We start from the raw sequence: 10,055 nt of genomic DNA, 5'->3' as shown, positions 1-10,055 counted from the left end.
GCCCGCCTGCAGCCGCTCCAGATCGGCCAGGGCGGAGCTGGCGGCCACCAGCCGCACCCGGTCGCCCGGACGCAGGGCCGGCGGCTGGTGGGGCGGTGGCGGCTGGGGCGCTGCGGCGGCCATGGCGGTCAGGCGGCGGTGGAGAGCACCACCGCCAGCAGCAGCAGGGCACCAAGCCACACCTGCACCGCGAAATGCCTTCCGTAGGCGCTGCGGGGCAGGTCGGGGCGGCGCAGCTGGGCCGCCTGCTGCTGCATGGCCAGGGCCGCGACGGCCCAGGGCAGCCAGAACGGCAGCCCCGCCCGCCCCTGCAGCAGTACCGCCAGGGCGAGGGCGGCGCAGGTGAGCCCGTAGCAGAGCGCCACCGCCAGGGGCGCCCTGGCCCCCAGGCTCAGGGCGCTGCTGCGCACCCCCAGGCGCCGGTCGTCCTCCCGGTCGCTCATCGCATACACGGTGTCGAAGCCGAAGGTCCAGCTCACCGCCGCCAGCCAGGTGAGCACCAGGGGCCACCCCCCCAGGTTGCCCTGCAGGCCCCCCTGGGCGGCCGCCCAGGGCAGCAGCACGGCGAAGCCCCAGCAGAGGGCCAGCACCAGCTGGGGATAGGCGAACCAGCGCTTGGCGGAGGGGTAGAGGAGCACCAGCGGCAGCGTCGCCAGGGCCAGGCCCACACACAGCACCCGGCTGGCGGCGGGCAGGGCCAGCAGGGCCGCCAGCGCCACCACCAGGCAGAGCAGCAGCAGAACCGTCGCCGTGCCCACCCCGAGGCGGCCATCGGCCAGGGGGCGGTGGCGGGTGCGCTCCACCAGGGGATCGATGCGCCGGTCCCAGAGGTCGTTGGCCACGCAGCCGGCGCCGCTCACCGCCAGGCCCCCCAGCACGATCCAGGCCACCAGCAGGGCCGGTGGCGGCACGGCCGGCCCCAGCCAGAGGGCCCAGCCGGCGGGGATCAGCAGGATCAGCCGGCCGCTGGGCTTGTGCCAGCGCAGCAGCTCGAGCCAGGCCGGAGCGCGGCCGGGGGCCATCGGGACGTTCACCGCGGGCAACGGTCGGGTGGCGGCACCCTATCCAACTCCTGACGGCGACGTTCCAGCGGCCGATCCGGAGCGTCGCCCGGTGGCAAAGTGGCGCCGCCGCCGCCCGGGCCGACCCCCATGCCCCCGATCCCCGATCCGGCGTCCGCCGCGTTGGCTTCGGTTCCCGCCACCACCCCCGGAGGGGAACGGCGGGTGGCGGCCATCGACATCGGCACCAATTCCATCCACCTGCTGGTGGCGGCGATCGATCCGGCCCTCGGCAGCTTCTCGGTGGTGGTGGCGGAGAAGTCCACCACCCGGCTGGGGGAGAGGGATCCGGAAACCGGGGACCTCACCCCGGAGGCGATCGAGCGCGCCTTCCTCACCCTGCGCCACTGCCGGGACCTGGCCACCAGCCACGGGGTGGAGCAGATCGTCACCGCCGCCACCAGCGCGGTGCGGGAGGCCCCGAACGGCCGTTCCTTCCTGCAGGGCCTCCAGGACCAGCTGGGACTGGCGGTGGATCTGGTCAGCGGGCCCGAAGAGGCCCGGCTGATCTACCTGGGGGTGCTCTCGGGCCTCTCCTTCGGCGACCAGCCCTATTTCATCCTCGACATCGGCGGCGGCTCCACCGAGCTGGTGCTCGCCGACGGCCGCGATGCCCGGGCCCTGACCAGCACCCGCATCGGCGCGGTGCGCCTGCAGCGGGAGTTCTGCCGGGAGGATCCCCTGACGCCGGCCCGACGGGGCTTCCTCGAGGCCTACATCCAGGGGGCGATGGATCCGGCCGTCGCCGAGGTGAAGCGGGAGCTGCGGCCGGGGGAGAAGCCCGTCCTGGTGGCCACCAGCGGCACCGCCATGGCGATGGCGGCCCTGGCCTCCGCCCAGGACCCCAATCCACCCCTGAAGCTTGACGGCTACCGCCTCGGCCGGGCCCGGCTGGACGAGATCGTCGAGCGGCTGGTGGCCATGACCCCGGACCAGCGCCGGGCCCTCACCGCCATCAACGAGCGCCGAGCCGAGATCATCGTCCCGGGCGCCCTGATCCTCCAGACCACCATGGAGATCCTCCAGGTCCGGGAGCTGGTGGTCTGCGAGCGGGCCCTGCGGGAGGGCCTGATCGTCGACTGGATGCTGCGCAACGGCCTGCTGGTCGACCGGTTCACCTTCCAGAGCACGATCCGCCGCCGCACCGTGCTGCACCTGGCCCGCACCTACGGGGTGGACACGGACCGGGCCGCCCGGGTGGCCAGCCACGCCCTGAGCCTCTACGACCAGACCCGGGGGCTGCTGCACGACGACGACGGCGAGGGCCGCGCCCTGCTCTGGGCGGCGGCCCAGCTGCACGCCTGCGGCAAGCACGTCAACATCGCCGCTTACCACAAGCACACCTGGTACCTGATCCGCCATGGGGAGCTGCTGGGGTACTCCGAGACCGAGCACCTGATGGTGGCGGCGATCGCCCGCTACCACCGGCGCAGCCTCCCCAAGAAGCGTCATGAGTCGTGGCAGCTGATCGAAGCCGGCCAGCACCGCCACACGGTGTTCACGATGGCCCTGCTGCTGCGGCTGGCGGCCGCCCTCGATCGCCGGCCTGCCCCCGGCATCGCAGCGATCACCGTGTCTGCGGACACCGACCGGGCCCTTCAGCCCCGTGGCTTCACCATCGGTCTGCAGGCCGGGCCGCCGGCCGTCGGCGAGCCTCTCCTGGATCTCAGCCTGGAGGAGTGGAGCCTGCGCTCGTGCGCGGATCTGGTGCTGGAGGCCACGGGCCTGCGGCTCACGGTGCGGCAGGCGTCGCCCTGAAGGTTCGCCACACCACCTGATCGATCCTGCCGAGGGTCTGGGGGGGCAGGGTGCCGGCGCTGGCCGTCACCAGGTCGGGCCGGCCGGCCAGGACCCGCAGGCCGCTGTCCAGGGGGAAGCGCTTCGCGCCGGTGAAGGTGCCGCGGAAGAGGGTCTCGCCGGCGGCGGTGCGCACCTCCAGCCAGCTGGGCTGGCGGCTCTCCAGCAGCAGCTGATCCGGGGCCGGCCGGGGTGCTGCTGGGGCAGGGGCCGGTGCATCGGGCTGGCCGGAGGCGGTGGCCTGGCCGGGGGATGGCGCCGCTGTCGGGACTCCGGCGACCATCGGGACAGGGAGCCGGCCCTGCAGGGCCGCCACCGCGACGGCACCGCCGCCCAGGAGGACCAGGACCGCCCACAGCCAGCCCGGGGGGCCGCTGCGGCGGGCGGGGGCGGGCGGGGTCCGGAGCTTTCGCTGCAAGGGGGGCCTGGCGGCAGGGCTGCGCCCCAGGCGCATCAGCCGGCTCTGCTGCAGGTCGCTGATCTGCTGGCTCACGTCGATGCCCAGGGTGCCCGCCACCCTCTTGGCCTGGGCCACCACGAACACCGCCTCCGGCAGGTGCCGGTGGTCGCCGGTCTCGAGGGCCGCCAGCTGTTCGGTTCCAAGCCGCAGGCGGTCGGCCAGGTCTTCCAGGCTCAGGCCCTGCTCACGTCGGGCGGCGGCGAGCCGTTCACCGAGCTGCACGAGTTCCGGGATCGGAGTGCTCCAGTCCTCTGCGGCCATGGTCGCGGCAGGAGATTCGGGCAAGGGCAGGGTCTCCTGAAGCGCTGCGTAGCCAGCAGTATGACGAGCGGGCCCGATGGCGACCAGCACCCGCTGGCGGGGACCTTACCGGTGGAGAAACCGGAAGAAAGACATGGGCGATACTGGATTCGAACCAGTGACCCCTTCCGTGTGAAGGAAGTGCGCTACCGCTGTGCTAATCGCCCGTCGTTGCGGCCGACACCCTTGCGACGCTGAAAGTGGTTCTTTCGGCGGCTGAGGGTTCCGACCCGGCTCTGTGGCCAGAACCCTCCTACACGGTCGCCGAACTCACTGTCAAATGCCGGTCAGCCGCTGCAGCCGGCAGTCACCCGTCCGACTGCCACCGGGTCGAATTCGATGCTCGCCGGCCCGGTGAACAGATCCGGCTGCAGGTCCCTCAGGGCCATGGCCTCCCGGTTGAGGCGGTCCTGGGCGGCGTCGATGCGGGCCTCACGCCGCTGGCGCCAGCGGGCCCGCTCGGCGGCCACCTGCTGCTCCCAGGCGCCGAGGGCCTCCTCGTAGCGTTCGCGGTCGAGCCGCTGGTCCTCGGGGCGGTAGCGGGATTCGCGGCCGGCATCCAGGGGCTGGGGGGGCGCCACGCTGGGGCGGAAGGGGCTGTTGCGGGCCGCCGCCAGCTCCTGTTCGGTGCGGCGCAGGGACTCCATCAGGGCGGTGACGGTTCGCTGGCGCCGGCGGCAGGCCTCGAGGGCCGCGCGCCGGGAGGCGGCCGCCTTCTCCGTCGCCGCCCGCTCCTTCGCCAGGCTGCGATCGCTGTCGGGCAGGCAGCGGACGTAGATCAGGGCCGCGCTGACCGGATTGCCCGCGGCGGCGCTGAGCCGGCGGCAGCGCTCCCGGCCGGCCTCACTCACCCCGGCCCCCTGACAGCCGCCGGCCAGCAGGGTCAGGCCCAGCAGCACCGGCAGCAGCGGCCGGCATCGGCTTCCATGGGAACTGGCCATCGCCCTCGAAACGCCCCTCGCGGACACCGACCCCCATTGTCGCCACCGCCCCGGCGCTCCGATGCCCGAGCCAGCCGCCCCCTACGGCGGCACCCGCATCGCCCGGAAGGTGAGGTTGACCCGTGGGGCGTCCACCTTCAGCCGCCGCGGCAGCTGGTGCTGCCAGTGCCGCTGGGTGGGCGGGTCCATCAGCAGCAGGTCCCCGTGGCCCAGGTCCACCGCCAGGGTCGGGGCCGTACCCCGTTGGCGGGGGCGGAAGCGGAGGGTGCGGCTGGCCCCCAGGCTGAGGGAAGCGATCGGGGCCTCCGGATCGAGCTCAGCCTCGTCATCGGCGTGCCAGCCCATGGCATCGCGGCCGTCGCGGTAGAGATTCAGCAGCAGGGAATGGAACGGCCGGTCCGCGGCCGCCGCCACACGGCGGCGGATGGCGGCGGTCAGGGGGGTCCAGGGCTCGATGGTGTTCTCCAGGCCCGCGTAGCGGTAGCCGCAGCCCGGATCCGCCATCCAGCAGGTGAGGCGGGGCATGGGGTGGCGGCGGCCGAAGACGGTGACGGACTCCTGCTTCCAGGGCACCTCCTGCAGCAGGGTCCGCAGCCAGCCATCGGCCTCGGCGGCGCCCACCCAGCCCCGCCAGTGGCGCAGGCAGGGGGCCGCTGGCGTCACTCCGCTCCGCCGCGGAACAGGTGGTTGTGGCTGGCGGAATAGAGCAGGGAGCGGGCCCTGCCGGCGTCCCGCAGGGCTGGACTGACCACGTAGAGGGTGGTGCGGATCAGGTTCCGCTCGCGGCTGACCCGGGCCATCGCCTCCAGGGGCACCACCGTGAGCCACTGGTCGGGCCAGCTGACCCGGTAGCCGATGGCCACGGGGGTGTCGGCCGGGTAGTGCTGCAGCAGTTCCCCCTGCACCTCCTCCACGTGGCGGGCGCTGAGATAGAGGCACAGGGAGGCCTGCAGGGCGGCGAGCCGGGCCAGGGATTCCCGCTCCGGCACGCCGGTGCGCCCGCCCGCCCGGCTCAGCACGATCGTCTGCACCCGGCCGGGAATGGTCAGCTCGGCCCCCAGGGCGGCGGCGGTGGCCTGGTAGGCGCTCAGGCCCGGCACCACCTCCACAGCGAGGCCGGCATCGGCCAGGCGGCAGATCTGCTCCTGCAGGGCGCCGTACAGGCAGGGATCACCGTCATGGAGGCGCACCACCCGCTGTCCCGCCCTGGCCCGCTCCAGCACCACGGCCATCACCTCCTCGAGGGTGAGGGTGCTGGTGCGGACGCTTTCGCAGTCCGGCGGCGCCAGGGCGGCGATCTGGGGATTCACCAGGGAATCGGTCCACACCAGCACCTGGGCCGCCTCGATCGCCCGGGCGGCCCGGAGGGTGAGCAGGTCCGGGGCGCCAGGGCCGGCTCCCACGATCTGGACAGTGGCGGTCATGCGGTCAGGCCGGAGGGGTCGGGGAGGGGACGCCGGAAGCGGTAGAGCCAGAGCAGGCCCGCACCCCCCAGCAGGATCAGCAGCAGGCTCATCAGCTGGGCCATGCGCAGGCCGCCGCTGCAGAAGGGGGGCTGGGAGAACAGGCAGAGGGGATCGAGCCGCAGCCCCTCGATCCAGACGCGGCCGCTGCTGTAGGCCATCAGATAGATGCAGCTCAGGGCACCGGGCGGCAGCCGCAGGCGGCCGCTGCCGCCCAGGCGGAACAGGATCAGCAGCAGGGCGCAGACCCCCAGATTCCAGAGCGACTCGTACAGGAAGGTGGGGTGGAAGGAGGCCTGCTCCAGGAACTCAGGCGGCCGGTTGGCCATGGGAATGGTCAGGGCCCAGGGGAGGTTGGTGGGCAGGCCGAAGGCCTCGGAGTTGAAGAAATTGCCCCAGCGGCCGATCGCCTGGCCCAGGGCCACGGCGGGCACGAGCACATCCAGCAGGGGCCAGAACGCCTGCCGGCGCCAGCGGCAGAAGAGGACCGTCACCAGCGCTCCGCCGATCAGGGCGCCGTGGATGGCGATGCCGCCGCGCCAGATGGCGAAGGCATCGAGCCAGTCGTTGCGGTACTGGCGCCATTCCAGGGCAACGTAGTAAAGGCGGGCGCCGACGACGGCCCCCAGCACCATCAGGGGCAGCAGGTCGGCGATCAGGGCCGGGTCGATGCCCCGCTGGCGGCCCAGCCGGGTGGCCAGCAGCAGACCCAGCAGCACCGCCAGGGCGATGAGCAGGCCGTACCAGCGGACGGAAACGGGACCCAGCTGAAAGATCAGGGGTCCCGGGGACGTGAAGAGGCCGAGAGGAAGGCTCAGAAGCCCTCCGCCGCCTGGACCTTCTCCACCTGGCGCTTCTTGAGGACGAGCATGATCTGGGCCAGGGCCACGGCGGCGAAGAAGGCCAGCAGCCCGTAGATGCGCACGGGGTTCTGAAGCACCACTTCGGCGTCGATCTGGCCGAAGCCACCGACGTTGGGGTCGTTGGTGATCGGGGTGCCGGCCTCGACGGCGTCGCCGACGGCGACGGTGAGGGTGGGTCCGGCGGGAACCGTCTCGGTGACGGCGCCGCCGGCGCCGGTGATCTCCACCACGGTGGCACCGTTGGCATCGGTGCTGATGGCGCTCACCGTGCCGGCCGCCGGGGCGGTGTACACGGCGTTGTTGGTCTTCTCACCCTCGGGGGTCACCTGGCCGCGGCCCCGGTTGGCCCCCACGTGCACCTGGTACTTGCCGAAGTGGATGGCGCTGTCGGTGGCCGGGTCGGGGGAAAGGATCGGGAAGACGATCTCCTGGTGCTGGTCACCGGGGAGCGGGCCCACCAGGAGGATGTTGGGCTGGTCGTCGCTGTACTGGGTGTAGTAGACGCCGGCGGTCTCCTCCTTGAGCTCATCGCTGAGGCGGTCCTGCGGAGCCAGCGTGAACCCGTCGGGGAGCATCACCACCGCGCCGACGTTGAGACCGGTGGGGCTGCCGTTGCCCGAGACCTGCTGCACCGAAGTGTCGTAGGGGATCTCGACCACCGCCTTGAACACCGTGTCGGGGAACACCGCCTGGGGCACCTCCACCCGGGTGGGCTTCTTGGCCAGGTGGCAGTTGGCGCAGACGATCTTGCCCGTGGCCTCACGCGGATTGGCGTAGTTCTGCTGGGCCCAGAAGGGGTAGGCCCAGCTGGGGCTGGCCCCCAGGAGCACCACACCCAGCGAGAGGCTGAGGGTGAGCAGGGTGCCGAACAGGGGGGAGAGGAAGCGGCGCATGGGGGTGGAGGTGGCGGGCGTCGGGGGGGAAACGGGGAGAGAAATCAGGCGCCGATCAGGCCCACCAGGCCTTTTCGCCCGTGCGGAAGTCGGTCTCGGTCCACTGGCTGAGGAACACGTTGTCGTTCTCGACACTCACGTGGGCCAGGGCCAGGGAGAGGGGCGCCGGGCCGCGCACCACCTTGCCGGTGGCGTCGTACTGGCTGCCGTGGCAAGGGCAGATGAACTTGTTGGCGCCGCTGTTCCAGGGCACCACACAGCCCAGGTGGGTGCAGATGGCGTTGATGCCGTAGTCGCCGATGGCCTCGCCGCCCTCGACCAGCAGGTAGGTGGGGTCTCCCTTGAGGCCCTGCACCAGGCTGCGGTCACCCTCTTTGTGGGTGGCCAGCCAGCCGGTGGCGGTGACGTTGTTGCCCAGCTCGTCCTTGGCGGTGACGCCCCCGCCACTGCCCGCGGCCCTGGGGGGGATGAAGTAGTTGACGACCGGGTAGAGGGCACCCAGGGCCACCCCCGTGACGGAGCCGAAGGTCAGCAGGTTCATGAACTGGCGGCGGCCCATGCCGGGCACATCACCAGAGGCACCGCCGTTCGAGGAGGCCGCAGGGATCTGGGTCATAGGGAACGGCGCGGTGTGACCGATTGACGTGGCGCCCATTATGAACCTTGCCCTTCCCGCCCCGGGTCCGAGCCGCACCCGGCCGAGGCCGGCTGCAACATGCTGTTGTGGAGTGCCCCGCCCGCCATGACCTCACCGGAACCGCTGCGGCGGGAGGAGCTGCTGGAGCTGCTGCGCAGCCGCTGGCAGGCCTCCTATGACCTGCAGCTGGTCCAGCGCCGCGGCCGCCTCTATCTGCACGTGATGTGGGGCTATCTCGAGCAGCAGTCGTTTCCGCTCACCCCCGAGGCCTACGAGGAGCACCTGGAGGAGCTGGTGGGCTCCCTCAACGGCCTGGGGGTGGCGGCCCAGGTGCGCCAATGGCTCCGCACCACCACCGACAAACCCCGGCTGGGCAAGGCCCTGTCCCTGCCCCTGGAGCTGCCGGCGGGGCGCGCCAGCGAGTTCATGCTCTGATCCCGGTGGGGCGCCGGCGGTTCAGGCGGAGGGGGACGGGGAGGGCCGCAGCCCCTCGGCCAGGGCCACCAGGGCCACCCCCAGCAGGTAGAGCGCCGTGATCGCGCCGGTGAGCAGCAGCATCGTGATCGGGTCGGTGGAGGGGGTCAGCACCGCCCCGGCCAGGGCCGCCACCAGCACCACCCAGCGCCAGGCGCCCAGCATGGTGCGCCAGTCGATCAGCCCCAGGGCGCCCAGCAGCAGCTGCAGCACCGGCAGCTGGAAGGCCAGGGCCGTGGCCACCATCAGCAGCAGCACGAAGTCGAGGTAGCGCTCGATCGACCAGATCGGCTCCACCACGTCGGCCCCGTAGGACACCAGGAAGCGCAGGGCCGCCGGCACCAGGGCCCACCAGGCGAAGGCCAGACCGGCGGCGAACAGCACGGTGGAGCCGGCGACGGCGGGAGCCACCAGCCGCCGCTCCCGCCGGGTCAGACCCGGCAGCACGAAGGCCAGGATCTCGAAGATCACGTAGGGCAGGGCCAGGGTGAGCCCCGCATAGCCGGCCACCTTCAGCGACACGAACAGGAATTCGCCCGGGGCCAGCTGCAGGAAGCGGATCCCCTCCGCCGGCACCTCCAGCAGCCGCACCAGGGGCCGCACCGCCAGCAGGCAGGCGGCGGCGCCGACCACCACCGCCAGCAGGCTGCGGAGCACGCGCCGGCGGAGCTCCTCAAGGTGCTCCACCAGGCTCATGTGCACCTCGCCGGGGAATGTGTCCTCGGGGATGGGGTCGCTCATGGCTGTTCCGTTCCCGGCAGCCTAGGGGGCGCGGTCAGGAGACCAGCGGCCCGCTCGGGCACCGCCCACAGCACCTCGCCCCCCCGATGGCGCACCGTGCCGGGGCCGGCGCCGGCGATGCGCTGCAGATCCGTGGTCGGCACCATCACCACCGGCACCCGGCCGTTGGCCCTCCCGCGGCTGAAGTGGGCCGCCAGGTCGGCCGCCTCCCGCAGGTCCGCCTCGCCCGGGGTGCCCTCCGAGCCCTTCAGCACCACGTGGCTGCCCGGACACTCCTGGGCATGGAACCAGAGGTCGCCGCGCCGGGCCTGCTGCAGGCTGATCCATTCGTTCTGGCGGTGGTTACGACCCACCTGCAGCCGCAGGCCGCCGCTGCTGCGCAGCTCCAGCGGGGCCGGCGCGGCGCCGGCCGCCCCCCGTCGCAC

General features: G+C 72.7%; 12 protein-coding genes and 1 tRNA gene. 2 read left to right on the top strand and 11 right to left on the bottom strand.

The window, feature by feature from the left end:
• Positions 1 to 128: 128 nt before the first annotated feature.
• Positions 129 to 1,022, bottom strand: coding sequence for a 4-hydroxybenzoate polyprenyltransferase (locus KBY81_RS15375; protein WP_106220428.1), 894 nt, complete (start codon positions 1,020 to 1,022; stop codon positions 129 to 131).
• A gap of 129 nt (positions 1,023 to 1,151) precedes the next feature.
• On the opposite strand from KBY81_RS15375, the gene KBY81_RS15370 reads away from it, so the two are divergent.
• Entirely contained in the window at positions 1,152 to 2,819 is a 1,668-nt protein-coding gene (locus KBY81_RS15370) for a Ppx/GppA phosphatase family protein (protein ID WP_254976968.1), read from the top strand.
• Here KBY81_RS15370 and KBY81_RS15365 read toward each other — a convergent pair.
• The 8 genes from KBY81_RS15365 to petC all read right to left on the bottom strand — a co-directional run bounded on the left by KBY81_RS15365 (position 2,794) and on the right by petC (position 8,394).
• A complete protein-coding gene (locus tag KBY81_RS15365; protein WP_254976967.1) occupies positions 2,794 to 3,579 on the bottom strand; it encodes a helix-turn-helix domain-containing protein in 786 nt (261 codons plus the stop codon). The two genes, KBY81_RS15370 and KBY81_RS15365, sit on opposite strands and share 26 nt — an antisense overlap.
• A gap of 134 nt (positions 3,580 to 3,713) precedes the next feature.
• Positions 3,714 to 3,785 (bottom strand) — tRNA-Val (locus tag KBY81_RS15360).
• A 120-nt stretch (positions 3,786 to 3,905) separates the two neighbouring features.
• A complete protein-coding gene (locus KBY81_RS15355) occupies positions 3,906 to 4,559 on the bottom strand; it encodes a hypothetical protein (RefSeq protein ID WP_254976966.1) in 654 nt (217 codons plus the stop codon).
• Positions 4,560 to 4,640: 81 nt separating this feature from the next.
• Positions 4,641 to 5,222, bottom strand: coding sequence for an alpha-ketoglutarate-dependent dioxygenase AlkB (locus tag KBY81_RS15350; protein WP_106220432.1), 582 nt, complete (start codon positions 5,220 to 5,222; stop codon positions 4,641 to 4,643).
• On the bottom strand, positions 5,219 to 5,983 hold the full coding sequence (gene cobM, locus KBY81_RS15345) for a precorrin-4 C(11)-methyltransferase (protein ID WP_254976965.1): 765 nt from the start codon (positions 5,981 to 5,983) through the stop codon (positions 5,219 to 5,221). The genes KBY81_RS15350 and cobM overlap by 4 nt, the downstream gene beginning before the upstream one ends.
• Complete coding sequence (gene lgt / locus KBY81_RS15340) at positions 5,980 to 6,840, bottom strand: prolipoprotein diacylglyceryl transferase (RefSeq protein WP_106220434.1); 861 nt, start codon at positions 6,838 to 6,840, stop codon at positions 5,980 to 5,982. The genes cobM and lgt overlap by 4 nt, the downstream gene beginning before the upstream one ends.
• Positions 6,837 to 7,778 (bottom strand): cytochrome f, encoded by a 942-nt coding sequence (gene petA, locus KBY81_RS15335; RefSeq protein WP_106220435.1) that lies wholly within the window; start codon positions 7,776 to 7,778, stop codon positions 6,837 to 6,839. Before petA ends, lgt begins: the two co-directional genes overlap by 4 nt.
• A 55-nt stretch (positions 7,779 to 7,833) precedes the next feature.
• Positions 7,834 to 8,394, bottom strand: a complete 561-nt coding sequence (gene petC, locus KBY81_RS15330; RefSeq protein ID WP_106220436.1) for a cytochrome b6-f complex iron-sulfur subunit — start codon at positions 8,392 to 8,394, stop codon at positions 7,834 to 7,836.
• A gap of 126 nt (positions 8,395 to 8,520) precedes the next feature.
• On the opposite strand from petC, the gene KBY81_RS15325 reads away from it, so the two are divergent.
• Positions 8,521 to 8,850, top strand: coding sequence for a DUF3067 family protein (locus KBY81_RS15325; RefSeq protein WP_219904057.1), 330 nt, complete (start codon positions 8,521 to 8,523; stop codon positions 8,848 to 8,850).
• Positions 8,851 to 8,871: 21 nt separating this feature from the next.
• Here the strand turns inward: KBY81_RS15325 and tatC are convergent, their stop codons facing one another.
• Entirely contained in the window at positions 8,872 to 9,630 is a 759-nt protein-coding gene (tatC, locus tag KBY81_RS15320) for a twin-arginine translocase subunit TatC (protein WP_106220438.1), read from the bottom strand.
• Positions 9,627 to 10,055, bottom strand: a 429-nt coding sequence (locus KBY81_RS15315) for an NFACT RNA binding domain-containing protein (protein ID WP_254976964.1), incomplete at its 5' end; no start/stop codon positions are given. The genes tatC and KBY81_RS15315, both read right to left, overlap by 4 nt.

It is taken from the genome of Cyanobium sp. Lug-B (genome assembly GCF_024345635.1).
Lineage (GTDB): Bacteria > Cyanobacteriota > Cyanobacteriia > PCC-6307 > Cyanobiaceae > Cyanobium > Cyanobium minutissimum.
Note: the sequence above shows the minus strand (reverse complement) of the source record. Positions and strands in the feature narration are given on the sequence as shown.